This is a genomic window from Saccharopolyspora sp. NPDC049426, from assembly GCF_040676935.1.
Lineage (GTDB): Bacteria > Actinomycetota > Actinomycetes > Mycobacteriales > Pseudonocardiaceae > Saccharopolyspora.
This window is the reverse complement of sequence record NZ_JBFAPZ010000011.1, coordinates 173,649-199,270: the sequence shown is the minus strand read 5'-3', so window position 1 is coordinate 199,270 and position 25,622 is coordinate 173,649. Positions and strand designations below refer to the sequence as shown.

The following is a 25,622-nucleotide window of genomic DNA, read 5'->3' as shown; positions in this document are numbered from 1 at the left end:
GATCATGCCCTGGCGAAGGCGAGCGCGACGTTGTGCCCGCCGAAGCCGAAGGCGTTGTTGATGGCGGCGGTCTGCTCGACGTGACGCGGCTTGTCGGCCACCACGTCCAGCTCCACCTTGGGGTCGATGTTCTCGAGGTTCTGCGTCGCCGGGATGACGCCGTGGTGCAGCGAGAGGATCGTGACGATGCTCTCCACCGCACCGGCCCCGCCGACCAGGTGCCCGAGCGAACCCTTCGGAGCGGTCACCACCGTGCCGTCCCCGATGGCCTTGCGCACCGAGTTCGCCTCGCCCACGTCGCCGACCACCGTGGAGGTGGCGTGCGCGTTGACGTGCCCGATGTCGGAGGGCTGCAGATCGGCTGCGGCCAGCGCCTTGCGCATCGCCGCGACCTGGCCCAGACCGTCGGGGTGGCTACCGGTGATGTGGTACGCGTCGGAGGTGATGCCGGAGCCGGCCAGCCGGCCGTAGATCCGAGCACCGCGCGCCTTGGCGTGCTCGGCGCTCTCCAGGATCACCACACCGGCGCCCTCGCCCATCACGAACCCGTCGCGGTCCACGTCGAACGGGCGGGAGGCGCGCTCCGGCTCGTCGTTGCGGGTGCTCAGGGTCCGGGCCTGGGCGAAACCGGCGATCGTGACCGGGTGGATGCAGGACTCCGCACCACCGGCCACCACCACGTCGGCGTGTCCGTACCGGATCATCTCGGCGGCCTTGGCCAGGCCCTCGGCGCCGGACGCGCATGCCGAAGCCGGCGAGTGCACACCGGCGCGGGCGCGCACCTCCAGGCTGACCATGGCGGCCGGGCCGTTGGGCATCAGCATCGGGACGGTCAGCGGCGAAACCTTGCGCAGGCCACCCGCTTCCAGCTGGTCGTCCTGCTGCAGCAGGGTCAGCGGGCCGCCGATGCCGGTGCCCAGCGACACGCCGAGCCGATCCGGGTCGACCGGTTCGGACTCGTCCGTGGGCATCTCGAAGCCGGCATCCGCCCACGCCTCGCGGGCCGCGATGACCGCGATGGCCTCGCAGCGGTCCATCCGGCGCAGCTGCACGCGGGGCAGCACCTCGCTCGGATCGACCGCCAGCGGTGCGCCGATCTTGGCGGGCAGCTCGTAGGTGTCGAGCCATTCGGCCTCCAGGCGGCGGATGCCGCTGGCGCCGTTGAGCAACCCGTCCCAAGTGGACGCGACGTCACCGCCCAGCGGTGTCGTCGCGCCCAGCCCGGTGATGACGACTTCGGTGGTCATGCGTTCTTGGTGATGTAGTCCACCGCATCACCGACGGTCTTGAGGTTGGCCAGCTCGTCGTCCGGGATCTTGACGCCGAACTTGTCCTCGGCCTGCACGGCGATCTCCACCATGGACAGCGAGTCGATGTCCAGGTCGTCGACGAAGGACTTGTCGATGGTCACGTCGGCCGCGTCGACACCCGCGACCTCCTCGACGATGGTGGCGAGACCCTTGGTGATTTCTTCGTTCGACACTGGTTTTCCTTCCTGGTTCTTACGTCCCTACCGCTGGGTTGCGTCACCCGCGGTGGCTTTTCCGGTTGTGGAACGGCATCAGGGGCAGATGGCGACCTGGGCGGCGTAGGACAGCCCGGCACCGAAGCCCACGAGGAGCATCACGGCGCCGCTGGGGATCTCCCCGGCCGCCCGCATGTGGTCGATGGACAGCGGGATCGACGCCGATGACGTGTTGCCGGAGTAGACGATGTCACGCGCGACGACGAGGTCGTCGCGGGCACCCTTGCTCTGCAACTTCTTTCCGATGGCCTCGATGATGCGCAGGTTCGCCTGGTGCGGCACCAGCACGTCGATGTCGGAGAGCTGCAACCCGGCCGCCTCGACGGCCTCGATGGCCACCGGCGCGATCTGCGTGGTCGCCCACCGGAAGACCGACTGGCCCTCCTGGTGGATGTACTTGCCCTCGCGCAGGTAGATGGTGTCCACCAGGTCACCGGCGCTGCCGAGCACACCCGGTCCGAGCTGCGGCTCGTCGGACGCGCCGACCACGGTCGCACCGGCGCCGTCGGCGAAGATGATGAGGTTGGAGCGGTCTTCCCAGTCCATCCACTCCTGGAAGCGCTCGGAACCGATCACCAGCACGTTGCGGGCGGAACCGGCGCGCACCGCATCGGAGGCGGTGTTGAGGGCGTAGACGAAACCGGCGCAGGCGGCGTTGAGGTCGTAGGCGCTCTTGGCCTTGATGCCGATCTGGTCGGCGACCTGGGCCGCGGCGTTGGGGATCCCGCCGGGCATCGTGCAGGTGGCCACGATGACCTGGTCCACATCGGACGGCGTGAGGCCCGCGTCGGCGATCGCCTTGGCGCCGGACTCGACGGCCATGTTGACCACCGTCTGGTGCTCGTCGCCCATGCGGCGGTGGATGATGCCCACCCGCTGGCGGACCCACTCGTCGTTGGTGTCCACCAGCTTGGCCAGGTCGTCGTTGGTGACGATCCGGTTGCCCTGGGTGCTGCCGAAGCCCAGCAGCTTGGTTCCCGCGACGGCGGGCTTCGATGCGATGTGGGGCAGGCTCACGCGGCGCTCCCGAGCTGTTCGGCGACCTTGTCCAGGTCGGCAGGGGTCTTGAGGGCGATGGTCTGGACGCCCTTGAGCGCGCGACGCACCATGCCGGTCAGCGCACCGGCCGGGGGGAACTCCACGACGGCGTCCACACCGCGCTCGCCGAGCGCGGTCATGCAACTGTCCCAGCGCACCGGGCTGGTCACCTGGTTGACCAGGCGGCTCAGGATGTCGTCGGAGGACGAGACCACCGAGCCGTCCGCGTTGGACAGCAGCGGCAGCACCGCGTCGGTGGCTTCGACGCTCTCGGCGTGCTTCGCCAGGGTTTCCTGCGCGGACACCATGAAGCGGGTGTGGAAAGCGCCGGCGACCGGGAGCGGGCGGACCCGAGCGCCTTCCGGCGGCTCGGCGGCCAGTTGCTCCAGCGCGCCGGTCTTGCCGGCGGCGACGATCTGACCGCCGCCGTTGCGGTTGGCCGGGTCCAGGCCGAGGCGTTCCAGGGTCTCCAGCACGGTCTGCTCGTCACCGCCGAGCACCGCGGCCATGCCGGTCGGCTCCAGCGCGCAGGCAGCGGCCATCTCCCGGCCGCGCACCGCTGCCAGCGCCACGGCGTCGTCCGCGCTGAGCGCGCCCGCGACGGCCGCTGCGGCGAGCTCGCCGACGGAGTGGCCGGCGACCGGCGTGTCGGCGGGCACCTCGAAGCGGCGGCGCAGTTCTTCGGCTGCGATCAGCGACAGCGCCACGACCAGCGGCTGCGTGACCGAGGTGTCCTTGATCTCATCGGCCTCCGCGGTGGTGCCGAGTCTGATCAGGTCCAGGCCGGTGAGCTCCGACCAGCGTCCGAGGCGGTCCTCGACGCCGTCGAGCTCCAACCAAGGGTTGAACATCCCTGGGGCCTGAGACCCCTGTCCGGGGGCGAGAAGCGCGATCACTCTTGCTACTGAACACCCGGTGGCGGGATCGGGGTGATGCCGATGAGGACTAAGTCCTGCGCGCAAACTTGTGGAGTGTCTACAAGCGCCACCTGCGGCGGTCGGTCTTAACTGGGGAATCGTTGTTGGCCGTGTCCGGTCGGTGACAGCCCGGTGAACCCCACGCCACCGAATTCGCCCTGCGTTCGCGGTCTCGTCGCGAGCTCACCACAGCCCCCGGGCCTTGGCGAGCCGGCCGACCGCGAGCCCGACCCGCAGCACGTGGGCGTCGCGGGCGTTGGACGGGGTGCGCCCGGTCAGCTCGGCGACGCGGCGGAGTCGATATCGGACGGTGTTGGGGTGGACGTAGAGCTGGCGGGCGCAGTTCTCCAGCACGCCGCCGACCTCGAGGTAGGTGTCGACCGTCTCCATCAGCGCACCGCCCGCGTCGACCAGCGGCAGCACGATGCGCTCGACCAGCTGCCGCTCGGCTTCGGGGTCACCGGCCAGCGCGCGCTCGGGAAGCAGGTCGCCGGAGGGGACCGGGCGCGGCGCGGTCGGCCAGGCCACCACCGATCTCAACGCCGACATCGCGTCGGAGGCGGAGCGGTGCGCGTCGGCCAGGCTCGGCATGCTCGGTCCCGCCACCACCGGGCCCTCGCCGAACGCCTCGGTCAGCCCGATGGCGATCTGCTCGTTGTCGCGACCGTCGCCGGTACCGCCGAAGACGACCACGAGCCGCGTCCCCTGCACGCCCAGCAGCACCGCGCAGCCGACCCGGGCGGCGCGACTGCGCACCTGGTAGACGACGGTCGGCGGGTCGTCGGAGGGGGCGTTGCCGACCAGCACGGTGGCCTCGGAGGCGGGGTCCCAGCCCAGCGCGGCTGCCCGGGACAGCAGTGACTCCTCGGCGTCGCCGCGCACGATGCCGTCGACGACCAGCGCTTCGAGCCGGGCGTCCCACGCGCCGCGCGACTCGGCCGCGGCGGCGTAGGAGGTGGCGGCGGCGAAGGCGATCTCGCGGGTGTAGCGCAGGATCGACTCCAGCAGCACGAACCGCTCGTGCTCCTTCTCGGCGAGCTCCGGCAGCTGCTGCTCGAAGACGTCGATGGCGACGCGGACCAGTTCCAGGGTCTGGCGGAGGCTGACCCAGCGGGAGAGGTCGCGGGGCGCGTTGCGGAACGCCTCGGCGGTCAGCCGGATGGACTGGTTGGGGTCCTGCATCCAGGAGACGAAGTTGGAGACCCCGGTCTGGGTCACCAGCTGAACGCTCGCCCGCTGGTCGGCCGGAAGCCGCTGGAACCAGGGGAGTCGTTGCTCCATCGCGGTGATGCTGGCGCCGGCGAGCCCTCCGGACGCGCGTTCGAGCCGGCGCAGCGTCGCCGCGCACACTTGATCTTGTGTACCGGTGTCCCGCTCACCAGCGTCTTCGGTACTCATGCCGACAGAATCGCATGTCCGAGATCAGCGTGTTCGCGGGGAGCACGGAGAAGCGAGCAGCCTCACCCGGTGGGTATTCGTATTCATGGCGTAATTGAACTGGTCAAACAATTCAATCGAAAGAGCGACGAAAGTCGTCCGAACGTGGCGCCTGTCGGAGTTGCTGCGGAGTTGATGTTCGAGAACGATTTCCGAGACGCGAATTCGCCATTGATTTTCCGGTTTCACCGAGGAGCAAGGACTATGGGAGCTCTCCAGCAAGGATTGTCCGCGGCGTGGTCCGCGGTCGCCACCTTCGTGCCGAAACTCATCGTTTTCCTGATCATCCTGCTGGTCGGCTGGCTCATCGCCAAGGCCGTTTCCAAGGCTGTTCAGATGGTGCTCAACAAGCTGGGATTCAACAAACTCCTGGCGAAGTCCGGTTTGCACGACATGACGTCCGGGTCGGGAATCGACATCGGCGGGATCCTCGTCAAGCTGATCTACTACTTCATCCTGCTGATCTTCCTGCAGCTGGCGTTGAGCGCGTTCGGCCCGAACGCCGTGAAGGACCTCATCGACCAGGTCGTGCTGTTCCTGCCGCGGGTCGTCGTCGCCGTCATCCTGGTCCTGGTGGCCGGTGCGATCGGTCGCGCGGTCGGCGACCTGATCACCAGCTCGCTGGGCAACCGCTCGTTCGGCCCGATGCTCGGCAAGATCGCCTTCGGCTTCATCCTGGCGCTGGGCATCATCTCGGCGCTGAACCAGATCGGGATCGCGGTCACCGTGACGACCCCGGTGCTGGTCGCGGTCCTGGCCGCGGCCGCGGGCGTGGTCATCGTCGGTGTCGGTGGCGGCCTCATCCAGCCGATGCAGCAGCGCTGGAGCCGGTGGCTGGACAACGCCGAGTCGCAGTTCGGCGGCAAGGGCAACGCCGGGGACCAGGCCACCCAGCAGATGCCCGCTCCGGGACAGCCCGGACAAGGCCAGCAGGGTCACAGCGGAACCCTCTGACACGAGGTTGAGAGATCGGGGCTCACCCATCGGGTGGGTCCCGATTTTTCACGCTCTTGGCCGTTCCGGGCGGGTGCGGGGAACCGACACCATGGTTCGCGGGATCTCATTGGGGGTGATCACCGATGGCGCTACCTCTCGTGTGGCTCGCCGACGTGCTCCGGGCGGCCGGTCTGGCCGTCGTGGAGACGTCCGGCTGGAAGGAACGCACCGCCTCGGGCGTGCAGCCCACCGCAGCGGTCGGCGTGCTCGAACACCACACCGCGACTCCGGCCTCGTACGAGAACCCGGCTCCGAGCGTGCAGCTGTGCATCGATGGGCGCAGCGACCTCAAGGGGCCGCTGTGCCACGCGGTGATCGGCTTCGACGGCGTGGTCCACGTGATCGCCGCGGGTCGCGCCAACCACGCGGGCGAGGCCAAGGCCTCCGGGCCGAACCCGGCCGGCGACGGCAACACCCTCTACGTCGGGTTCGAGTGGGACTACCAGGGCGTCGATCAGGGGCCGAGCCCCGAGCAGCACGCCGCGGCGATCACCGCCACCGCCGCGGTGCTGCGTCACCTCGACCGGCCGCTCGAAGCGGCGCGGGGCCACAAGGAGACCAGCGTCACCGGCAAGATCGACCCGGGCTACGTCGACATGGACCGCTTTCGCGCTGACCTCGTGACCAAGGACCAGGAGGACGAGATGACCCCGGAACAGGACGCGATGCTGCGGCGCTTGGAGCACGAACTGCTGGGGCCGCGCGGCCCCGAGGGGCAGATCCAGGGGTGGCAGACCGCGCTCGGTCCGCGCACGATCGTCGCGATGCTGGTGGACCTGGTCAACAGAACGGCCGCGAACGACCAGCCCGCCGCACCGCAGGGAGCCGTCCAGGGGCCGGAGGCGATCAAGGCCGCCTTCGAAGCCATGCCTGCCGATCAAGCCGCGCCGCTGCTCGCCGAACTGGTCCGGATCCAGCAACAACGCCAACCGGCGCCGGGGGCTTGAGAACTCGGGGCGGTGCGGGCTGAGTCCCGCACCTGAAGCAGCGGCTTCGCAGCGCCTAGACCGCGCGGCGCCGTTGGGCGCGTTGGTCGCGCCGGTTGAGGAGGCGCTTCACCAGTGCGGGCTGCTGGGCTAAGGCTTCGGGCTCGTCCAGCAGGCGGTTGAGGCGCTGGTAGTAGCGGTTCGGGGAGAACCCGAAGCGCTCCTGGATGACCCGTTCCTTGTTGCCCTGGTACTGCCAGTGCTCCAGCTCGAAGGCGAGGATGGCGCGGTCGGTGTCGTTCATCCGGCGTTACCCCCTCGTTCAGCTTCGGACGATCAAGTCTAGGTGATCGGGGTACGGGTGTTCGATCGGCCATCAGTGGTGTCGGCCCGTTGTGATCCGACCCACGTCTCAAGCGCGGAACAGATCGACCGGCGCAGGATGTTGGCCAGTGCAGTACGAACTCGTGCGCTCCGGGGTCGGTGAAACTCCGAACCGGCGGTGAAAGTCCGCGAACCGGCACCTCGTGGGTGCCGGCCGATCCGGTGGAATTCCGGAACCGACGGTCAAAGTCCGGATGAGAGGCGCGCACGGGCCACCGCGGTGCGCGAAACCCGGCGGTTCACGCCGTGTTTCGCCGGTTCCGCGGTCGCCCGCGCACACCCCGGCGCACCCGGCGGGAGGAGCGGGCGTGCAAGCGGTGGCGGAATGGCTGCTCGGCAACGGGATCACCGTGCTGGGTCAGAAGATCTCCTGGGCCGAACTCGTGGGGCAGCTCTGCGCGCTCGCGGTGGTCTTCCTGGCGCAGCGGCGCTGGGTGGCGACCTGGCCGGTGCAGGTGTCGGCGACCGTGCTGCTGTTCGCGGTCTACGCCTCCGCCCACCTCGGCGGTCTGGCCGTCCGCCAGGTGGTGATCCTGCTGATCTCCGTCTACGGCTGGTGGGCCTGGAAGCGCCGCAGCGACCCGGTCTACGGCGTGGCGATCCGCAAGGCCACCGGTGTCGAACGGCTGGTGCTCGTCGGAGTTCTGGCCCTGGGCACCTCGGCGTTCGCGCTGCTGCTGAGCGCGCTGGACGCCTCGTGGGCGCCGTGGCCGGACGCCTGGATCTTCATCGGCACCGGTGTCGCGTTCTGGGCGCAGGGTCGGGGTCTGGTCGAGTTCTGGCTGGTCTGGCTCGCGGTCGACGCGGTCGGAGTGCCGCTGCAGATCGCCTCCGGCCTCTACTTCAGCGCCGCCATCTACCTGGTGTTCGCGGCCCTGGTCATCCACGGCTGGTGGAGCTGGACCCGCACAGCCCGAGCCCAGCGCGAACTACCCACCCCGATCACAAGCGGCTGAGGACCGCTGCTGTCACGCCCTGGGTGCCGCAGGTGGGGGTGCCGTTCGGGTTGAGGCGGACGGCGCCGTCGGCGTAGGCGGCCTCGACGGCGCCGGTGATGCGCTTCGCGGTGGCGGCGGCGCCCACGTGGTCGAGCAGCATCGCCGCGGTCAGCAGCTGCGACGTCGGGTTCGCCTCGTCCTTCCCGGCGATCGACGGGGCGCTGCCGTGCACGGGTTCGAAGTAGGCGGTGCGCTCGCCGATGTTGCCCGACGGGCACGTGCCGAGCCCGCCCACGGTCGCCGCGCCGAGGTCGCTGAGCATGTCGCCGACGAAGTTCTCGGTGACCAGCACGTCGAAGTGGCCGGGATCGGCGACGAGGTCGTGCGCGGCGGCGTCGGTGTAGCGGTGATCGGCTTCGACGTCGGGGTAGTCGGCGGCGATCTCGTCGAAGATGTCCCGGAAGAACGCGAAGCTGCGCAGCACGTTGCTCTTGTCCACGCAGGTCACCCGGCGAACTCCGTCGCCGGGGGCGCCGTCGCGCGTTCGCGCTGTCTCGAAGGCGAACCGCACGATCCGCTCGACGCCGACCCGCGTCATCAGCAGCTGGTCGCTGGCCGCCCGCTCGTTGCGCACTCCGGAGCCGCGCGAGAGGTACAGGCCCTCGGTGTTCTCCCTGACGATCACGTAGTCGATCGGGCTCGCCGAGTCCCGGACACCGGGCAGCAGCCGGACCGGGCGCACGTTGGCGTAGGTGTCGAGCCCGCCGCGCAGCACCCCGCCGAGCACCCCGGCCTCGGTCCCGTCGGGCTTGCGCACCTCCGGCAGCCCGACCGGTCCCTTGAGCACGGCGTCGTACTCGTTCCGGAACCGCTCCAGGGCCCCGGCTACCAGCGGTTCTCCGGTTTCGAGGTAGGTCTTGGCCCCGCCGGGTTCGCTGCCGAACTCCACCGTCAGCCCGTCCATCGACGCGGCGGCGGCCAGCACCTCCCGGGCGCTGTCCATCAGCTCGGGCCCGATCCCATCGCCATCGATGCACGCGATTCGCACCGCCCCACTCCACCACACGACGTCCCGGCGGATCTCCCTCCTGAAACCGGCTTCACAACCCGCCCACGGCACGACGCATCGCACCTCGTCCACGTGGAGTTCCGGACTTCAGTGGAAATCCGAGCCCCGAGTTCAGTGGAAATCCGACTCCCGATTCCACTGAAATCCGAGACCTCCAGGACGTCGGCACGACGAAGGCCCCGGTGACCACCGCGTTCCGAGCGGGGTATCCGGGGCCTTCGGGGAGCGACCGGGGTCAGGAGACTCCGGGGTCCGACGTCTGCGGGCCCGCGGCCTGGACGTCGTCGATGCGGTACTTGCGGGCGGCCTCGACCACCGTGGCCTTGTCGACCTGGCCCGTCCGGGCCAGCGCGGCCAGGGTCGCGACCACCGTGGACTCGGCGTCGACGAGGAACACCCGACGCGCCGCGGGACGGGTGTCGGAGAAGCCGAAGCCGTCCGCGCCGAGGCTGACCATCTCGCCCGGCACCCACGGGCGGATCAGGTCCGGCACCGCCCGCATCCAGTCGCTGACCGCAACCACGGGACCCTCGGCCTGCGACAGCGCGCGCGTCACGTACGGAACCTGCGGTTCGGCACCGGGGTTGAGCAGGTTGTGCCGGTCGACCTGCTCGGCCTCCCGGCGCAGCAGCGCCCACGACGTCGCCGACCACACGTCGGCCCGCACACCCCAGTCCTCGGCCAGCAGCCGCGCGGCCTTGAGGACCTCCGGCAGCAGCACGCCCGACCCCATCAGCTGGGCGCGCGGCCCGGACCCCGAAGGGGCCTGCTGATACCGGTAGAGCCCGCGCAACAGCCCGTCCACGTCCAGCTCGGACGGCTCCGCGGGCTGCTGGTACGGCTCGTTGTAGACGGTCAGGTAGTAGAAGACGTTCTCGGCGTTCTCGCCGAACATCCGCCGCAGACCGTCCTTGACGATGTGCGCCACCTCGAACGCCCACGCCGGGTCGTAGGCCACCACCGCCGGGTTCGTCGCGGCGATGAGCTGCGAGTGCCCGTCGGCGTGCTGCAGGCCCTCACCGGTCAGCGTCGTGCGGCCCGCCGTGGCACCGAGCACGAACCCGCGCGCCATCTGGTCGGCCGCCGCCCAGAACCCGTCACCGGTGCGCTGGAAGCCGAACATCGAGTAGAAGATGTAAACCGGGATCATCGGCTCGCCGTGCGTGGCGTAGCTGGTGCCCGCGGCGGTGAACGAGGCGGTCGAACCGGCCTCGTTGATGCCCTCGTGCATGATCTGCCCGGATTCGCTCTCCCGGTAGGCCAGCATCAGCTGGTAGTCCACCGGCGTGTAGAGCTGGCCCTGCGGGTTGTAGATCTTCTGCGACGGGAACATCGAGTCCATGCCGAAGGTCCGCGCCTCGTCGGGGATGATCGGCACGATCCGCGCCCCGATCTCGGCGTCCTTGGCCAGGTCCTTGAGCAGCCGGACGAACGCCATCGTGGTGGCGACCTCCTGCTTGCCGGAGCCCTTGCGGATCACCTCGTAGACCTTGTCGCCGGGCAGCACCAGCGGCTTGGACTTGGCCCGGCGCTCCGGCAGGTATCCGCCCAGCTGACGGCGGCGGTCCTGCAGGTACTGGACCTCCGGCGAGTCCTGACCGGGGTGGTAGTACGGCGGCTCGTAGGGGTCGAGCTGCTCGTCGGAGATCGGGATGCGCAGGCTGTCGCGGAACAGCTTGAGGTCGTCCAGCGTCAGCTTCTTCATCTGGTGCGTGGCGTTGCGGCCCTCGAAGTGCGGTCCGAGGCCGTAGCCCTTGATCGTCTTGGCCAGGATGACCGTCGGCTGCCCGTGGTGCTCGGTGGCCGCCTTGTAGGCCGCGTAGACCTTGCGGTAGTCGTGGCCGCCGCGCCGCAGACCCCAGATCTCGTCGTCGGTCAGGTGCTTGACCATCTCCTTGGTGCGCGGGTCGCGTCCGAAGAAGTGCTCGCGCACGAAGGCGCCGTCGTTGGCCTTGTAGGTCTGGTAGTCGCCGTCGGGCGTGGTGTTCATCAGGTTGACCAGCGCCCCGTCGCGGTCGGCGTGCAGCAGCGAGTCCCACTCGCGGCCCCACACGACCTTGATGACGTTCCAGCCCGCGCCGCGGAAGAACGCCTCCAGCTCCTGGATGATCTTGCCGTTGCCGCGCACCGGCCCGTCGAGCTGCTGCAGGTTGCAGTTGACCACGAAGGTCAGGTTGTCCAGGCCCTCGTTGGCCGCCACGTGCAGCAGACCGCGCGACTCGGGTTCGTTCATCTCGCCGTCGCCGAGGAACGCCCACACCCGCTGCTGCGAGGTGTCGGAGATGCCCCGGTCGTGCAGGTAGCGGTTGAACCGGGCCTGGAAGATCGCGTTCATCGGGCCCAGACCCATCGACACGGTCGGGAACTCCCAGAAGTCCGGCATCAGCCGCGGGTGCGGGTAGGACGGCAGACCGCCGCCGGCCCCGGCGTGCGAGTGCTCCTGGCGGAATCCGTCGAGCTGATGCTCGGTGAGCCTGCCCTCCAGGAACGCGCGCGCGTAGATGCCGGGGGAGGCGTGGCCCTGGATGTAGAGGTGGTCGCCGCCTCCGGGGTGGTCCTTGCCGCGGAAGAACCAGTTGAAGCCCACCTCGTAGAGGCTGGCCGAAGAGGCGAAGGACGAGATGTGCCCGCCGACGCCGATGCCGGGCCGCTGCGCGCGGTGCACCATCATCGCGGCGTTCCAGCGCATCAGCGCCCGGTAGCGGCGTTCGGTCTCCTCGTCACCGGGGAACCACGGTTCCTGCTCGGTGGGGATGGTGTTGACGTAGTCCGTGCTGGTCAGCGACGGGACGCCGACGCCGGTCTCGCGGGCGCGCTGGAGCAGCCGCAGCATGAGGTAGCGGGCGCGCTGCTGCCCGTTGGCCGACAGCACCGAATCGAAGGACTGCAACCACTCGTCGGTCTCCTGCGGATCGATGTCGGGCAGGTGGGAGGCGAGGCCCTCCCGGATCACCCGGACCCGCTGGGCGGAGACCGCGTCGTTGGTGGCGTCGTTGTTGAGCGCGGACAAGGGAACTCCTCGACTACGTCGGGATTCGTGGCAGGGTTTTTGGAGCCGGACGTGACGTCCGACACCGCTATCGTCCCTCATGTTCGGGCCTGATGGGCGCATCCGACACCCACGACGACGCACCGCAGGCTGTTGGTGCGAGCGATGCCGGTCTAGAGTCGGACCTCAACGCGTTGCTACGGCGTGTCGTGCGCCTAGCAGTTGCGCCGGTGGCGGTCCGCAGTGTTCGCTATCGGCCAGGTTTGAAAGTCGTGTGGGGCCAGATGGTCACCGCACCGGTGCATTGGAGGAGTGAGCAAACCGTGGTCGCCGCGGGAGACGCCGGTAAAGGCGAAGCCGACGTCGCCGAGAGGCTCGACATCGAGCCGGAGATGGTTGTCCAGGAAATCGGCTGGGACGAGGACGTCGACGACGACGTCCGGGCCTCGATCGAGGAGCGTTGCGGGAGCGATCTCCTCGACGAAGATGCCGACGAAGTGGTCGATGTCGTGTTGCTGTGGTGGCGCGAAGACGATGGCGACCTCACGGACACGCTTCTCGATGTGATGACGCCCCTGTCCGACGACGGGGTCATCTGGGTGATGACCCCCAAGACCGGCCGCGACGGATACGTCGAACCGGCCGACATCGCCGAGGCCGCCTCTACGGCGAACCTGGCACAGACCGCGAACGCAAGCGTCAGCGAAGGCTGGATGGGAACCCGGCTGGCATACCGCCGGGCCAAGGCCCGTCGCTGAGGCGGTTCGTGTTTCGAAACGTGGGCACCGATGTCGCCATCGGTGCCCACTTTCGCTGCGAAGTGTAGGTTCGGCCGGGACAAGGTCAAGTCGAACAGGAGGGTGCTCTCATGACTGTTGAGGTCGGTGCACAGGCGCCGGACTTCACGTTGCCCGACTACAACAAGGAAAAGGTCTCGCTGGCCGATTTCCGGGGCAAGAAGAACGTCCTGCTGGTCTTCTACCCGTTCGCCTTCAGCGGTGTCTGCGAGGGCGAGCTCTGCCAGGTCCGCGATGACCTGAGCGAGTTCCAGAACGACCAGGTGCAGGTCATCGGCGTTTCGGTGGACACGCCGTTCTCGCTGAAGGCGTGGGCCGAGCAGCAGGGCTACACCTTCCCGCTGCTGTCGGACTTCTGGCCGCACGGCGAGATCGCGAAGGCGTACGGCGTGTTCAACGACGCCGCCGGAATGGCCAACCGCGGCACGTTCCTCATCGACACCGAGGGCAAGGTCCGCTTCGCCGAGGTCAACCAGCCCGGCGAGGCCCGCGACCAGAACGTCTGGAAGAAGGCCGTGGCGGAACTGACCGCCTGACCTGCTCTTGGACGGGTCGACCGGCCACCGAGCCGGCCGCGACATCCCGGTAGTGTTACCGAGGTGTCCGACCGGCTCAGCCGTTCGACCACCAGGGCGCATAGCTCAGCGGAAGAGCACCTGCCTTACAAGCAGGGGGTCGTTGGTTCGAACCCAACTGCGCCCACCATCTGTGACCTGGTGTTCTGGAGATTCTTTCTCCTCAGATCGCGTCTTCATGGCCCCATTCATGGTGCGAACCGCTCTTGAACTTGGTCCATGGCCAGGTCGAGCACACGGCGCAAGCGCCCTCGGGGAGCGGTTGAAGAACTGCCGAGCGGAGCCCTGCGGGTCAAGGTCTACGCGGGCTTCGACTCCGTGACGAAACGCCGGCACTACCTTCGCGAGACGGTGCCGGTCGGACCGAACTCCGAGCGCGAAGCCGAGAAGGTCCTGACCCGGCTGCTGAACGAGGTCGACGAGCGCCGGAACCCGCGGACGAGTGCCCCAGTCAAGAAGCGGGCCATCGCAAGGGATCCCGAGCGGCGCGTCTGGTTTGAAAGGACACCAAGACCCACCAGCAGCGACGCGTCGCACTGGACCCGGTCACCGTCGGGCTCCTCAACGAGCACCGCGAACGCTGTTCCTCACGAGCCGCGGCTATCGGTATCGACGTCACGTCCAGTGGGTTTATCTTCTCGCACGTCCCGGACGCCTCCGCGATCCAGAAGCCCAGTTCAGGCTGTCTGCTACTCGGGTCCCGATTCGGCGGGGGGCGGCTCATCCCGCGGTGGGAAACAGGAGAAGGGGAGGAGTTCTTCGATCGGGGCGGGTTTGCCGAGGTAGTAGCCCTGGGCTTGGTCGCTGCCGAGGTCGCGAAGGAGCTCGAGTTGGTGGGCTGTTTCGATGCCTTCTGTCACGACGGTGAGCCCGAGGGTGTGGGCCATGGCGATGATGCTGGTGACGAGGACGTCGAGCTCGTCGGAGTCCTCGAGGCCGGTGATGAACGACCGGTCGATCTTGAGGCTATCGAAGGGGAGTCGCCGCAGCTGGGCCAGCGAGGAGTGCCCGGTGCCGAAGTCGTCGATGGCCAGTGACACTCCCAGCTCGCGGAGGGCGTGGAGCACGGGTGTTGCTGCCGCGGGGTCGCACATGATCGCGTTCTCGGTGAGCTCGAGGCACAGAGCGCGGGCCGGCAGGCCGGAATCCGCGAGCGCCTGCTGGACGGTGGCCTGCAGGCCGGGGTCTTCGAGTTGGCGTGGGGAGAGGTTCGCGTGCAGTCGGAGCTCGAGCCGGTGGCGCTCGCGCATGGCGGCGAGTTCGCGGACGGCCGTGCGCAGCATGTGCGCGCCGAGGGAGTTGATCAGGTCGCTTTCCTCAGCCAGCGGGATGAACTCCCCCGGCGAGACCGTGCCGTGCACCGGGTGCTGCCACCGCAGCAGGCCTTCTACTGCCACCGTGCGCTCGGTGCGCAGGTCGACGACGGGCTGGTAGGCCACCCAGAGCTGGTCTTGTGCCACGGCGTGGTGCAGGTCCTGCTCCAGGACCATGTGCCGCTGCACGCGCTGGCGGAGCTCAACGTCGAAGAACGCGTAGCGCCCGCCCCCTCTTGCCTTGGCCTTGTACATGGCCACGTCGGCATCGCGCAGGAGGTCCTGGCCGGCGCGGGTATCGGATGGGTGCGAGACCACGATCCCGATGCTGGCGCGGAGGTGCAGTTGCCTGCCCTGCGCGTGGATCGGCTCGGTGAGGGCGGCGAGTAGGCGTTGGCTGAGTTCACCGAGGGCGCCGCGGGTGTTCTCGTGTTGGGTGAGGACGACGAATTCGTCCCCGCCGAGGCGACCCACCAGAGCCTCGTCCCGGGTGGCCTGCACCAGGCGTTGCCCGACGGTGCGCAGCACGTCGTCGCCGACGACGTGGCCGAGGGAATCGTTGATGCGCTTGAAGTTGTCCAGGTCGAGGAACAGCAGAGCCAGTGGGCGCGTGGGCTGCCACAGGTGCCCGAGGCGGCGCAGCACCAGCGTGCGGTTGGCCAGCCCGGTCAGCGGGTCGTGGGTGGCCTCGTGCTCCAGGCGCTCCCGGGCGGCGCGCTTCTCGGTGACGTCGGTGAACGACGTGACCACCGCGTGCGGCGGCTGGTCGTGAGGGCCCAACAGACGGGTGGTGACCGACGTCCACACGCTGCGCCCGTCGGGCCGTTCGAGCCGGAGCACCCGTGCGGTCTGCGACACTCCGCTGCGCTGGGTCGACACCGTAGGGTGGGCTCGCAGCGGCTGCCCGGCCTCGTCGAACACCGACCAGGTCTCGGGCGCCGAGCCGACGATGGCCGAGCGGGGCGCGCCCAGGATCTGCTCGGCGGCGGGGTTCGCCGAGACGATGAGGCCGGTGGGGGCGACCACGAGGATGCCCTCGTTGAGCGCGTCGACGACGGTGGCGAAGTCCTGTTCGGCCCGGCGGCGCGCGGTCTCGTCGGCACACACCAGCACGAACCCGGAGTCCATCTTCGCGACCGAGAGCCGGATCACCAGGGCGGTACCGTCGCTGCGGCGGTGCCGCGCCTCGGTGACCCCACCCGCGGCCAGCAGCGCTTCGGGCTGCAGGGGGGCACCGACCAGCTCGGTGACGGGCCGGCCCAACGCCTGATCGGCGGGCACCCCGTACACGGTTTCGGCGGCGGGGTTCACGCTTGTGACCACGCCCTTGCGGTCGAGGGCGATGATCGCGTTGTTGACATGATCCACCAGGGCTGCTTGGTAGCGCAGGGTGGCCTCGGCCGCTTGTTCCCTCGTGACGTCGCGTCCGATGACCTGCACCGCCGGATGTCCCTCCCAGGTGATGCGCACCGCCACCAACTCCACCGGAACGGCGGTGCCGTCGAGGCGCTGCAGCTCGGCCCGCGCCCGCGGTGTGGCGGTGCCCGGGGTCGCCAGCGACTTGATCCGGTCGCGCATCGGGGGGATCGAGTCCGGAGCGACGAAGTCGGTCAGCGCGCGCCCGAGGAGCTGCGCGCTGGACTCGGCACCGAGGATGGTGCTCATGGCGGGGTTGGCGTACTTGATGACCTCGCCCTGATGCACGCAGATCGCATCGGGACTGAGCTCGACGAGCAGCCGGTACCGGCCGGCGAGATCGGTCAACGCCTGCCGGTCCCGATGCAGGGCGGTCACCTCGCGGACCAGCCCGACCAGGGCGCTGGGGTGTGGGTCACCGACAGGGCGGGCGTGGAAGTGGAGCACCCGCGTCTGCCCCTCCGCGGTGACCACGGGCTGCTCCAGGTCGAGGCCCTGGCCCTTCCCGGTCGTCCGCGCGGCCACGGTCCACGGCGCGAGGAGCTCCACCAAGCGAGCCCGTATCTCCTCCTCACCGGCGCTGGGCATGCCGAGGAGCGTCTCCATCCCGGCTGTCCAGGTGAGCTGATCCTCAGCGAAGTCGAACGTCCAGCTGACCGCGCCCTGCGCGGACAACGCCACCTCGAGGAGCTCGCGGTCGAAACCAGAACCGCCTGGGAGCCCGCCGTTCGGGTCAATCTCCATGAGCCATCCAAGGAAGACTTCGCGCCTGCGCTCGCCACCTGGGCCATTCGGCCCGTGGTGGCCCTAGCCCCCACGAACCGGCGCGAGCACTCCTGAGTGCTGTGCCGACGCCGCCCCCTTCACCCCAGGGGTCCCCATCAGAGCTGGTCATCAACCGTTCGTGGAGGTGGCGACGACAACCGGGACCGAGCGCGGGGATGACCGATCTTGCACGTGAAGCCAAATATGGACACGCAATGTAGCGGGCTAGAGGGTTCTCCGATTGATCTTCACGCAAAAGAGTGAAATCGGCGAGAGTGCAAACACAGCCGGTAGCCAATCGTGCTTCTGTTCTTCACTCTGGCGTGAGAGACCGGGGTTCTCCCGCAGGAACCACAGCGCTTCGATCCCAGCAACACCGCGGCAATGTCGATCGAGCTCAGCGAGCTGCGGCGACCCGGGGGTTGTCCGCCACCCGCAGGGTGCAGCGGTGATCGCAATCCGGAAGGACGAGCAATGATCGACCAGCACTGCGGAATCAACGGCATCGGAGCGGTGACCGGTTACGGCTGGGGGCGCGAATCCCTGTGGAACGGGTTGGCCACTGGTCAGGTGGCCGCTCACCTGGCCGAGGGGCACGGGCCGCACCGGGACCAAGCGGCGTGGGTGGCGACCGTTCCGGACGGCGGCGACGAGCTGGACGGGCCGAGTCGCTTCGCCAGGGCCATGCGAGCCGCCGGCCGCGAGGCGATCCTCGACGCCGAACGCCGGGGCTGGGAGCCCGGACGGCGGGTGGGGCTGCTGCACGCGGCCGTGCTCGGCGACGTGGAGCTGTGGCGGGACTTCTACGGCACGCGGGACGCGGACGTCTCGGTCCGCGACTACCTGGCGCTGATGCCGTCGACCCCGGTGTCGACGTTCATGCAGGAGTTCGGCTTCCACGGCCCGGCGATGAACATCTCGACAACGTGCGCCTCCGGCAATGCGGGCTTGATCACCGCGAAGGCATGGCTGGAGGCCGGCGTGGTGGACGACGTGATCCTCCTGGCCACCGACCTGTCCTCCGCGCCCGAAACCGTGCTGCACTTCAACCGGCTCGGGGTGGCGGTCACCGACACTGAGCCGCTGCAGGCGTGCAGACCGTTCCAGGAGGGCAGCAGGGGCTTCATCATGGGCGAGGCGTCGATCGGCATGGTGCTGTCGAACCGGTCGCCGAACCCGTACCTGCGGGTGCTCGGCGGCGCGATGTCGCACGACGCCCACCACGTCACTTCGGTGGATCCGGGTTTGGCCGAGCTGAGGCGGTGCTTCTCCGAAGCGCTGTCCAACGCCGGGGCAGAGCTATCGCAGGTGCGCTACCTCAACGCCCACGGGCCGGGGACCCAGCAGTGCGACCGCGCCGAAGCCACCGTGGCCGACGAGCTACTGCCCCCCGAGGCCGAGCTCTACTCGGTCAAACCCCTCGTGGGCCACTGCATGTCCGCAGCCTCAGCGGTGGAGATCACCGCGACCGCCCTGGGCTACGACCGCGGGCTTATCCCGGCCCCACCGCAGGTCGCCCCCGCCCACCCGCGACTGCTGAACGGCCCCACAACCCCCGCCGACGGCCTCACCCTGAAGTCTTCGCTCGGCATGGGCGGCCACAACTCCGCGGTCGTGCTAGCTCCGCCGGCCTAAACCACGGTTTCCGAGGACATGAACGTCGAGCACCGCAACCGGTGTATCGATGTTTGGAGCGAGGAGAACATCCGACGGTCCCGGTTTGCCGCGGATTAGGCGCTATGTGCGGGACCCGGTGTCACGTAGGAGGACCTTCTTGCGTGAGACCACCGGGAGCGACGGCCACGCACCGGGCTCAAGCGTGCAGTCGGGGTCGGTAGGTGAGTTCTTGGACGTGCTCGTCGAGGGTTCGGTGTTCGAGGAGTTCCAGGTCGAAGTCCGCCGCGTTCTTGAAGATCGGGTCCAGACCGGTGCGGCCGGTGATCACGGGGAAGTGCGTGACCTGAACGCGGTCGACGAGGCCGGCGGCCATCAGCGCGCGGTTCATCGAGAGGCTGCCGTGCGAGCGGAGCGGCACATCGGACTCCTCCTTGAGCCGGGCGACGACGTCGACGGCATCTCCTCTGGCGATCCGCGCGTCAGGCCAGTCGAGCGGTTCCTCCAGCGTGTTGGACACGACCGTCGCGGGCTTCTTCCTCATCAGCGTGACCCACGCGTCGCGCACGTCGGAATCCTCGTCGCTCGCGGCGAGCATCTGCGCGAACGCCCGGTACGTGTTCGCGCCGAAGACCATCCGCTGCTCGCCCTCGTGCAGGGCGCGCCGGTGGTCGAGGAGTTCGGGTCCCTGCTTTCCCCAGTAGCCGGTCCAGTCGCCTCCGGCGGCGCCGAAGCCGTCGAGGCTGGAGAAGACGTCGAACGTGTAGGTCGCAGTCATGATCCGTTCTCCCAGCGCAGTCGTCTCGCGTCTCGGAGATGAGGACCGGAGCCCGGCGCGAAACTCATCGCTCTCGTCAGTTCTGGATCGCCAGACCCGTGCCGAGGGTGATGAGGGCCGCGGCGGAGGCGCCGGTGATGGTCCGCTGGACCTTCCGGCGCTGCAGCCAGGCCTGGACCTGGCCGAGGACCGCGATCAGCAGGACGTACCAGGCCAGGGAGAGCAGGCAGAACAGCGCGGCGAGCAAGGTGTGCTGCGCCAGCGTCGGCATTCCCGGCAACGTGAACTGCGGGAACAGGGCGAGGTAGAAGGCGGCGACCTTCGGGTTGAGCAGGTTGCTGAGCAGGCCCTGCCGGAACGCGTGACGACTGGGGAGGTTCGGGCGGGCCGGCGCCTCCTCGGCACCTCGCGCCGGTGCGTCCCTGCGGATGAGGCTGATCAGCGCGCGAACGCCCAGGTAGATCAGGTACGCCGCGCCCGCGAGGCGAATGACGTTGTAGAGCGGTCCGGAGGCTTGCAGCAGTGCGGTCAGGCCCGCGACCGCGGCCGCGGCGAGGATCGTGTTGCCCGTCATGATCCCGGTGGCGGTGGCGATCGCCGCCGATCGTCCGGCGACGGCGGCGTTGCGCAGCAGCAACGCCAGATCGGGTCCGGGAACGATGATCACGGCCAAGCACGCTCCGACGAACGCCAGCAACTGCCCCGACACCCCGCACCTCCTCGTCTCCACCGCCGGTCAGGCGTTGGCGATGAGATCGTCCAACGGACCGCGGTGGTCGGGCGAGGCGGGGTCCCGCAGCCGGCGGCGGACTCACCGAGCGGGTGCGGCAGACCAACGCGCCTGGCACCCGAAGTGGGGGCCAGGCGCGTTCGATTCGCTCAGAGCGCTTCGGCGCGGACGACGTCGAGGTTGTGGAACGTCGGTTCGCCTTCGCAGAGGCTGCGCATGCGTTCCGAGAGCTCCTCGGTCTCGGGCAGGTGCGAATTGCGGATCGCCTCGTCGTAGGAGGGGAATTCGACCAGCTCGTAGTAGAGGTCCGGTTGTTCGTGGTCTTCGGCGAGCACCGCTCGGGTCGCCGTGCGCTTGCCGCCGGTGCGGTCCTCCCACTCGGTCATCAGCTCGCTGAGCTCCTCGCGCCGGTGGGTCTTGAACTCGATCAGCTGGACGAACTGCATCGCGCTCTGGGACGCTTCGGCCTCGTTCTCGAGCATGCCGCGGACCTGTTCGCGCAGCTCCGGGGTGTCCTCGTGGGCGTGCGCGGACACCGCGTGATCGACGGCCGCGCGCACCACTTCGTCCTCCTCGCCGATGATGGTCAGCGAGCAGTTGATGTCGCTGGGCGTCTTGCGGCAGTCCGCTACTTTCCTCGTCATCGTGGTTCCCTCCTCATCTTGCTCCGCGCAGCCACGCGATTTCGCGCACGTACTGCGGATCCGGGTGCGTCGCGACGCCCTGCACCAGCGGTGTTCTCGAGCGGGGCCAGGACCAGTCGACGTCGTGCGTGATGAGCCCGCCGTGCCGGAGGTGCATGAGGGCGTCGACGTCGAGCCGCGTGGTGGGAGCGGTGTCCAGGAACAGCAGCTGCCCGGTCCGGCGGAGCACTCTGGCGATCTCCCGCGCTGCGAGGGCCGGACGCTTCGCGCGGGTCAGCGCGAAGCGGCAGACCACGACGTCGAAAGCCCTGTCCGGGAACGGGAGGTCCTCCGGTTCGGCGTCGACCGTCTCCGCCTGCAACGGGAGTTCGGCGACTCGGCGATCGCCGGCGCCGACGAGCGCCAGGTGGCTGATGTGCGCGTAAGGGGGCAGATCATCGGTGCGGCCCGCGCCGATGTCGAGAACTCGGCCGGACGCCCGTCGCCCGGCCAGCGCCCGGAACCGCTTCAACGGCCCCGACGTTCGCTCGCTCGACACGCTCGGCAGGAGTTCCGTCATGCACGCAGCATGTGCCCGACCCGACCGACCGACCAGAGGCTTTGGTCCGGCCCGGCGCGCCGAGGTCGCTGGCGGGGCTCGGGGTCCGGCGGAGGGCGAGGACTCCGATCAGGGCCAGGAGGAATCCGGGAATGGTGGTGAGCTGGAAGGGCTGATCGAGGGCGAGCGCGCTCCAGGTAGCGGCGACCGCCGGGGTCAGGAACAGCAGGGCGCTGACGGCCAGCGACCCCGATCGGTCCAAGACCAGCAGGTAGCAGCCGTAGCCGCCGACGAAGGGGAGCAGGACCAGGAAGGCGACGGCGGTCCAGAACTCGGGTGTGGCGGGCGGGACGAATCCGCCGCCCGCGGTGGCGACGAGGCCGAAGCCGGCCAAGGCGGCGGAGGACTGCACGGTCAGCGAGTCGAGCAGGTCGTAGCCGCTGGGGCGGGGACGGCGGTCGCCGAGCAGCGTCGCGGCCGTGAGGGCGACCATGCCCGCGACGACCGCCAGCACGCCGAGCACGCCCCCTCCCGCGCCGATGTCGGCCACGACCACCAGCCCGACACCGGTGATCCCGGCGGCGAGACCGAGAACCCTTCGCGCGCCGAGTGATTCGTGCGCGGCTCTGCTGGTGATCACCGCGACGAGCACGGGTTGCAGCGATGCGATGAGCGCGCTGGTGCCTGCCGGAACCCCGAGCGACGCGCCGTGGAAGACGCCGGAGAGGTAGACGGCCTGGCCGAGCACGCCGAGGACGATCTCGTGGACCAGGAACGCGCGGCCGTACCGGCGGCGTCGCGCGATCGCGATGACCAGCAGGACCCCGGCCGTCACCGCGTAGCGCCAGAACAGGCTGGTGTTGGCGGAGGCGCCGGTGTCGGCCGCCATGCCCGCCCCGACGAAACCGGAACTCCAGAAGACGACGAAGGCGATCGGAAGAAGTGCTCGCATGTCGCCAAGTAACCATACCGGTCGGTATACTCGCAGTGTCCTGTTCTGAGACGGGGGAGTGACGATGGCGAGGACGGCGAATCCGGACACACCCGCGGGGAGGAAGATCCTCGAAGTCGCCGGGGTGCTGTTCTACGAGCGAGGCATCGGCGCCGTCGGGGTCGACCTGATCGCCGATGAGGCGGGCACGACCAAGAAGACCCTCTACGACCGCTTCGGCTCGAAGGACGCCCTGGTCGCGGCCTACCTCAAGCGTCGCGAGCAGCGCTGGGAGGAGTTCCTCGACGAGTGGATGCGCGCTCACCACCCCGAGTCGGGGCTCGACCGGGTGCTGGCCGTGCTCGACGCCGAGGAGGCGTGGTGGGCGGGCAGCAGGCGGGGCTGCGCGTTCGTCAACGCCCACGCCGAGCTCGGCGAGAGCGACCACCCCGGCCGCGAGGTGCTGCGCGAGGGCAAGCTCCGCGCCCGCGCGAAGTTCGTCGCCCTGCTCGCCGAATCCGGGGTTGCCGACGCGGAAACCCTCGGTGCGCGACTCCACATGGTGTACGAGGGGGCGATGGTCAACCTCACGGTCGGCGGGATGAGCGACGCCTTCGACGAAGCCAGGGAGACGATCCGCGTCCTGGTGGGGGAGAGGTGATGGTGTCCGCGGTTCGCTCGGGCGGTTCTGGTCCGAACTGGCCGGGCATGACGGACTTCGATCATGGACGGTTCGGACCAGAACCGGCCACTGGCGACGCTCCCGGAAACCCGGCGGATCAATCGCCCTGCGTTTCACCTGCTCAATCGGCCGGGGTCGCCTGCTCAATCGGTCGCGAGCCGGACCTTCTCGCCGTGAGGTGCCCGCGCTCCGGTGATCGGCCGTTCGGGTGGCGGATGACCGATCTTCCGCGCGCGGGCGCCTTCGTCGCGGATGATCAACTCCGCCGCGCCGAACCGGGCACGGTGAGAACCACTGGGGAGAAGAACATGCCGAAGATCAAGCTGACCAGGCTCAAGGCCATCAACAACGAGGACAACGTCGGGTGCGACCACCCGTACCTCAAGCTCGACGGGGACGTCGTGTGGGGCCCGCAGCGGGTGTGCGAGGAGTTCGACATCGAGATCACCGACGTCAACCGCTCCTTCTCGGGGTCCGTCACCGTGGAGCTGTGGGAAGAGGACGACGTCGACGGCGATGACCTGCTGGGCAGGCACAGCCTGAAGAGCGGCAGCGGCTCGGTCGAGTTCACCCGCGACGGCGCCCACTACACGCTGGGCTACGCCATCAACTAGCGGCAGCGCTCGGCGGAATCCGCGCTCCGCCGCGGCTTCCGCCGAGCTCCCGCCCGTCCGGACCTGAGCACGACGGGCGGCGGTTCGCGCTGTTCCGGTGCGCTCACGTCAACCTTCCCGGGGTCGTGATTCCGGTCCTGTTCGGGCCTTGCGGCTGCGGTTGGCCCATATCCTGGGGCGGCACGATTCCGCTGAACGGGGGCGCAGTTCGTTGGTCGACACGGTTGGGGTCAGGTCCGGGTACTTCGAGCGCACCGGAGAGGGCCGGTACAAGCCGACCGCGCACGTGGGTGGCGCTTGGCGGGCCGATGAGCAGCACTTCAGCCCTCTCGGCGGCCTCATCGTGCACGCCATCGAGCAGGTTCGGGCCGCCGAGGGTCGTCCGGAACTGCTGATGAGCCGGATCAGCTTCGACATCCTCGGCAAGATCGCGCTGGAGGAGTTCGACGTCCACGTCGAGACCGTCCGGCCCGGCAAGACCATCGAGCTCACCGAGGCCACCGTGGTCATCGGCGGGCGGGCCGTCGTGCGGGCCCGCGCCTGGCTGCTGGCCGCCGTGGACACCGACATCGTCGCGGGTGGCGCGCCGGACGCGCTGATCCCGCCGGAGCGGTTGGAACCGTGGCCGATGGACTCGGTGTGGTCCGGCGGTTTCATCGAGTCGCTGCACACCCGCGTCGTCGGTCGACCGCAGCCCGGCCGCACCACTGCGTGGGTGTCCGCCGGTCACGACCTCGTCGCGGGTGAGGAGGTCAGCTCGCTCGCCTCCTTCGTCGCGCTGATCGACACCGCCAACGGCATCGCCGTGCGCCAGGAACCCACGAAGTGGATGTTCCCCAACGTCGACCTCACCATCCACCTCCACCGCCAGCCCGGGGGAGACTGGACCGGTCTCGACACCAAGGTCACCTTCGGATCCGACGGCCAGGGCCTGACCAGCACCGATCTGCACGACGTCCACGGCCCGGTGGGTCACGCGGAGCAGATCCTCACCGTGCGTCCCCTGACGACCTGAGCGGCACCCCGCGCTAGGGGTTGCTGCGGGGTGGGGTGTGGGCCGCCGGTGCCGCGGCGGATCGGCCGTCTGGACGGCGGGATTCGACCGGAGCGTGGCTTTTTTGGTGAATTCCTGACAGAACGGCGAGTTCGCCGGTTCCTTCCGGGAGTATCCGCAGCTGCAGATGATCCTTTGCAGCGAGAGGTGTCCCGCATGAAGACCCGATTAGCCGGTGTGACCGCCGCACTCGTGGCCGGTGCCGTCGCATCCTTCGTCGCGCCAGTGGCGGTCTCGGCCCCGGCCGCTGCTCCCGCGCCGACCGCCGACGGCTGCTACTCCTGGAGCAAGACGCTCAGCGAGGGCGCCTCCGGTGACGACGTGCGCAACCTGCAGATCAGGGTGGCCGGGTACCCCGGCAACGGCGGAAGCCTCGCCATCGACGGCGTTTTCGGCCCCGGCACCAAGGACGCCGTCGTCCGGTTCCAGCAGGCCTACGGCCTGCCTGCGGACGGCGTCGCCGGCGAGTCGACCTTCGCCAAGATCTACGAGCTGCAGGACGACGACTGCTCGCCGGTCAACTTCGACTACTCCGAGCTCAACACCTGCAACTCCGACTGGTCCGGCGGCAAGCTCTCGGCCGACGAAGCCAAGTCCAACGCGCTGGTGACCATGTGGAAGCTGCAGGCCATGCGGCACGCGATGGGTGACGCGGCGATCCAGGTGAACGGCGGTTTCCGCAGCGTCTCCTGCAACGACTCCGTCGGTGGTGCTCCGAACAGCCGCCACCTCTACGGCGACGCCGCCGACCTCGGCGCGGGATCGCAGGGCTTCTGCGCGTTGGCGCTGCAGGCCCGCGACCACGGCTTCGGCGAGATCCTCGGACCGGGCTACCCCGGTCACGACGACCACGTGCACGTCGCCGGTGGGGCCGACACCTGGTCCGCGCCGGACTGCGGTCTCTGACAAGCGCTTTCGCGCTGCGGGCACCTGGGTTCGCCGGGTGCCCGCC

At 69.2% G+C, this 25,622-nt stretch carries 24 protein-coding genes, 1 tRNA gene and 1 riboswitch; of the genes, 11 read left to right on the top strand and 14 right to left on the bottom strand.

The annotated features are described in order from the left end of the window. Positions 1-2: 2 nt before the first annotated feature. From AB0J78_RS23980 to AB0J78_RS23960, 5 genes are all read right to left on the bottom strand, one after another. A complete protein-coding gene (locus tag AB0J78_RS23980; protein WP_363792616.1) occupies positions 3-1,247 on the bottom strand; it encodes a beta-ketoacyl-[acyl-carrier-protein] synthase family protein in 1,245 nt (414 codons plus the stop codon). Beyond that, positions 1,244-1,483, bottom strand: a complete 240-nt coding sequence (locus AB0J78_RS23975; protein WP_132680878.1) for an acyl carrier protein — start codon at positions 1,481-1,483, stop codon at positions 1,244-1,246. The genes AB0J78_RS23980 and AB0J78_RS23975 overlap by 4 nt, the downstream gene beginning before the upstream one ends. A 78-nt stretch (positions 1,484-1,561) precedes the next feature. After that, the gene (locus AB0J78_RS23970; RefSeq protein WP_363792614.1) at positions 1,562-2,542 is read right to left on the bottom strand and encodes a beta-ketoacyl-ACP synthase III; all 981 of its coding nucleotides are present in this window, start codon (positions 2,540-2,542) and stop codon (positions 1,562-1,564) included. Next, positions 2,539-3,459, bottom strand: a complete 921-nt coding sequence (locus AB0J78_RS23965) for an ACP S-malonyltransferase (RefSeq protein ID WP_363792613.1) — start codon at positions 3,457-3,459, stop codon at positions 2,539-2,541. The genes AB0J78_RS23970 and AB0J78_RS23965 overlap by 4 nt, the downstream gene beginning before the upstream one ends. A gap of 204 nt (positions 3,460-3,663) precedes the next feature. Then, the gene (locus AB0J78_RS23960) at positions 3,664-4,878 is read right to left on the bottom strand and encodes a helix-turn-helix domain-containing protein (RefSeq protein WP_363792611.1); all 1,215 of its coding nucleotides are present in this window, start codon (positions 4,876-4,878) and stop codon (positions 3,664-3,666) included. 243 nt (positions 4,879-5,121) lie between these two features. On the opposite strand from AB0J78_RS23960, the gene AB0J78_RS23955 reads away from it, so the two are divergent. Together AB0J78_RS23955 and AB0J78_RS23950 are read left to right on the top strand one after the other, a co-directional pair. After that, complete coding sequence (locus AB0J78_RS23955; protein WP_363792609.1) at positions 5,122-5,871, top strand: hypothetical protein; 750 nt, start codon at positions 5,122-5,124, stop codon at positions 5,869-5,871. A 125-nt stretch (positions 5,872-5,996) separates the two neighbouring features. Beyond that, positions 5,997-6,860 carry an N-acetylmuramoyl-L-alanine amidase gene (locus AB0J78_RS23950; protein ID WP_363792607.1) on the top strand — a complete coding sequence of 288 codons (864 nt, stop codon included), beginning with the start codon at positions 5,997-5,999 and terminating at the stop codon, positions 6,858-6,860. 55 nt (positions 6,861-6,915) lie between these two features. Here AB0J78_RS23950 and AB0J78_RS23945 read toward each other — a convergent pair whose 3' ends face one another. After that, entirely contained in the window at positions 6,916-7,143 is a 228-nt protein-coding gene (locus tag AB0J78_RS23945) for a DUF3263 domain-containing protein (RefSeq protein ID WP_093420858.1), read from the bottom strand. A gap of 162 nt (positions 7,144-7,305) precedes the next feature. After that, positions 7,306-7,433, top strand: a riboswitch (FMN riboswitch). Positions 7,434-7,531: 98 nt separating this feature from the next. Here AB0J78_RS23945 and AB0J78_RS23940 point away from each other — a divergent pair. Beyond that, positions 7,532-8,179 carry a nicotinamide mononucleotide transporter family protein gene (locus AB0J78_RS23940; protein ID WP_363792605.1) on the top strand — a complete coding sequence of 216 codons (648 nt, stop codon included), beginning with the start codon at positions 7,532-7,534 and terminating at the stop codon, positions 8,177-8,179. Here the strand turns inward: AB0J78_RS23940 and AB0J78_RS23935 are convergent. Beyond that, positions 8,166-9,209, bottom strand: a complete 1,044-nt coding sequence (locus AB0J78_RS23935) for an isocitrate/isopropylmalate family dehydrogenase (protein ID WP_363792603.1) — start codon at positions 9,207-9,209, stop codon at positions 8,166-8,168. The two genes, AB0J78_RS23940 and AB0J78_RS23935, sit on opposite strands and share 14 nt — an antisense overlap. Positions 9,210-9,465: 256 nt before the next feature. Beyond that, a complete protein-coding gene (aceE, locus tag AB0J78_RS23930; protein ID WP_363792601.1) occupies positions 9,466-12,240 on the bottom strand; it encodes a pyruvate dehydrogenase (acetyl-transferring), homodimeric type in 2,775 nt (924 codons plus the stop codon). A 302-nt stretch (positions 12,241-12,542) separates the two neighbouring features. Between aceE and AB0J78_RS23925 the strand changes: the two genes are divergently transcribed. From AB0J78_RS23925 to AB0J78_RS23915, 3 genes are all read left to right on the top strand, one after another. Continuing rightward, positions 12,543-12,977: a DUF3052 domain-containing protein gene (locus AB0J78_RS23925; RefSeq protein ID WP_093420851.1), complete on the top strand. Its 435-nt coding sequence runs from the start codon at positions 12,543-12,545 to the stop codon at positions 12,975-12,977. Positions 12,978-13,087: 110 nt separating this feature from the next. Then, positions 13,088-13,552: a peroxiredoxin gene (locus AB0J78_RS23920; RefSeq protein WP_132627083.1), complete on the top strand. Its 465-nt coding sequence runs from the start codon at positions 13,088-13,090 to the stop codon at positions 13,550-13,552. Between the two features lie 94 nt (positions 13,553-13,646). Beyond that, positions 13,647-13,721: transfer RNA gene (locus AB0J78_RS23915), tRNA-Val, on the top strand. Positions 13,722-14,280: 559 nt separating this feature from the next. Here AB0J78_RS23915 and AB0J78_RS23910 read toward each other — a convergent pair. Further along, entirely contained in the window at positions 14,281-17,064 is a 2,784-nt protein-coding gene (locus AB0J78_RS23910; protein WP_363792599.1) for an EAL domain-containing protein, read from the bottom strand. A gap of 495 nt (positions 17,065-17,559) precedes the next feature. On the opposite strand from AB0J78_RS23910, the gene AB0J78_RS23905 reads away from it, so the two are divergent. Further along, the gene (locus AB0J78_RS23905) at positions 17,560-18,720 is read left to right on the top strand and encodes a beta-ketoacyl synthase N-terminal-like domain-containing protein (RefSeq protein ID WP_363792597.1); all 1,161 of its coding nucleotides are present in this window, start codon (positions 17,560-17,562) and stop codon (positions 18,718-18,720) included. Between the two features lie 178 nt (positions 18,721-18,898). Here AB0J78_RS23905 and AB0J78_RS23900 read toward each other — a convergent pair whose 3' ends face one another. The 5 genes from AB0J78_RS23900 to AB0J78_RS23880 form a co-directional block, all read right to left on the bottom strand. Further along, positions 18,899-19,477, bottom strand: a complete 579-nt coding sequence (locus AB0J78_RS23900; RefSeq protein ID WP_363792595.1) for a dihydrofolate reductase family protein — start codon at positions 19,475-19,477, stop codon at positions 18,899-18,901. A 76-nt stretch (positions 19,478-19,553) separates the two neighbouring features. Beyond that, on the bottom strand, positions 19,554-20,186 hold the full coding sequence (locus AB0J78_RS23895; RefSeq protein ID WP_363792593.1) for a LysE family translocator: 633 nt from the start codon (positions 20,184-20,186) through the stop codon (positions 19,554-19,556). 170 nt (positions 20,187-20,356) lie between these two features. Then, positions 20,357-20,851: a DUF1059 domain-containing protein gene (locus tag AB0J78_RS23890; protein ID WP_363792591.1), complete on the bottom strand. Its 495-nt coding sequence runs from the start codon at positions 20,849-20,851 to the stop codon at positions 20,357-20,359. 13 nt (positions 20,852-20,864) lie between these two features. Continuing rightward, positions 20,865-21,362, bottom strand: a complete 498-nt coding sequence (locus AB0J78_RS23885) for a methyltransferase domain-containing protein (protein ID WP_363792589.1) — start codon at positions 21,360-21,362, stop codon at positions 20,865-20,867. Further along, positions 21,286-22,341: a DMT family transporter gene (locus tag AB0J78_RS23880; protein ID WP_363792587.1), complete on the bottom strand. Its 1,056-nt coding sequence runs from the start codon at positions 22,339-22,341 to the stop codon at positions 21,286-21,288. The genes AB0J78_RS23885 and AB0J78_RS23880 overlap by 77 nt, the downstream gene beginning before the upstream one ends. Before the next feature lie 64 nt (positions 22,342-22,405). Between AB0J78_RS23880 and AB0J78_RS23875 the strand changes: the two genes are divergently transcribed. The 4 genes from AB0J78_RS23875 (at position 22,406) to AB0J78_RS23860 (ending at position 25,576) form a co-directional block, all read left to right on the top strand. Then, complete coding sequence (locus AB0J78_RS23875; protein ID WP_363792586.1) at positions 22,406-22,981, top strand: helix-turn-helix domain-containing protein; 576 nt, start codon at positions 22,406-22,408, stop codon at positions 22,979-22,981. A 236-nt stretch (positions 22,982-23,217) separates the two neighbouring features. Beyond that, the gene (locus tag AB0J78_RS23870; RefSeq protein WP_363792584.1) at positions 23,218-23,616 is read left to right on the top strand and encodes a hypothetical protein; all 399 of its coding nucleotides are present in this window, start codon (positions 23,218-23,220) and stop codon (positions 23,614-23,616) included. Positions 23,617-23,827: 211 nt separating this feature from the next. Further along, on the top strand, positions 23,828-24,631 hold the full coding sequence (locus AB0J78_RS23865) for a thioesterase family protein (protein ID WP_363792582.1): 804 nt from the start codon (positions 23,828-23,830) through the stop codon (positions 24,629-24,631). Between the two features lie 195 nt (positions 24,632-24,826). After that, entirely contained in the window at positions 24,827-25,576 is a 750-nt protein-coding gene (locus AB0J78_RS23860; protein ID WP_363792580.1) for a D-Ala-D-Ala carboxypeptidase family metallohydrolase, read from the top strand. The last annotated feature ends 46 nt before the right edge of the window (positions 25,577-25,622 follow it).

What these genes read in the sequence shown, in the direction of transcription:
- AB0J78_RS23910 (WP_363792599.1), bottom strand. Translation starts at nt 17,064, where the DNA reads ATGGAGATTGACCCGAACGGCGGGCTCCCAGGCGGTTCTGGTTTCGAC.
- AB0J78_RS23905 (WP_363792597.1), top strand. Translation starts at nt 17,560, where the DNA reads ATGATCGACCAGCACTGCGGAATCAACGGCATCGGAGCGGTGACCGGT.
- AB0J78_RS23880 (WP_363792587.1), bottom strand. Translation starts at nt 22,341, where the DNA reads ATGCGAGCACTTCTTCCGATCGCCTTCGTCGTCTTCTGGAGTTCCGGT.
- AB0J78_RS23890 (WP_363792591.1), bottom strand. Translation starts at nt 20,851, where the DNA reads ATGACGAGGAAAGTAGCGGACTGCCGCAAGACGCCCAGCGACATCAAC.
- AB0J78_RS23920 (WP_132627083.1), top strand. Translation starts at nt 13,088, where the DNA reads ATGACTGTTGAGGTCGGTGCACAGGCGCCGGACTTCACGTTGCCCGAC.
- AB0J78_RS23960 (WP_363792611.1), bottom strand. Translation starts at nt 4,878, where the DNA reads ATGAGTACCGAAGACGCTGGTGAGCGGGACACCGGTACACAAGATCAA.
- AB0J78_RS23860 (WP_363792580.1), top strand. Translation starts at nt 24,827, where the DNA reads ATGAAGACCCGATTAGCCGGTGTGACCGCCGCACTCGTGGCCGGTGCC.
- AB0J78_RS23955 (WP_363792609.1), top strand. Translation starts at nt 5,122, where the DNA reads ATGGGAGCTCTCCAGCAAGGATTGTCCGCGGCGTGGTCCGCGGTCGCC.
- AB0J78_RS23875 (WP_363792586.1), top strand. Translation starts at nt 22,406, where the DNA reads ATGGCGAGGACGGCGAATCCGGACACACCCGCGGGGAGGAAGATCCTC.
- AB0J78_RS23980 (WP_363792616.1), bottom strand. Translation starts at nt 1,247, where the DNA reads ATGACCACCGAAGTCGTCATCACCGGGCTGGGCGCGACGACACCGCTG.
- AB0J78_RS23900 (WP_363792595.1), bottom strand. Translation starts at nt 19,477, where the DNA reads ATGACTGCGACCTACACGTTCGACGTCTTCTCCAGCCTCGACGGCTTC.
- AB0J78_RS23945 (WP_093420858.1), bottom strand. Translation starts at nt 7,143, where the DNA reads ATGAACGACACCGACCGCGCCATCCTCGCCTTCGAGCTGGAGCACTGG.
- AB0J78_RS23950 (WP_363792607.1), top strand. Translation starts at nt 5,997, where the DNA reads ATGGCGCTACCTCTCGTGTGGCTCGCCGACGTGCTCCGGGCGGCCGGT.
- AB0J78_RS23870 (WP_363792584.1), top strand. Translation starts at nt 23,218, where the DNA reads ATGACCGATCTTCCGCGCGCGGGCGCCTTCGTCGCGGATGATCAACTC.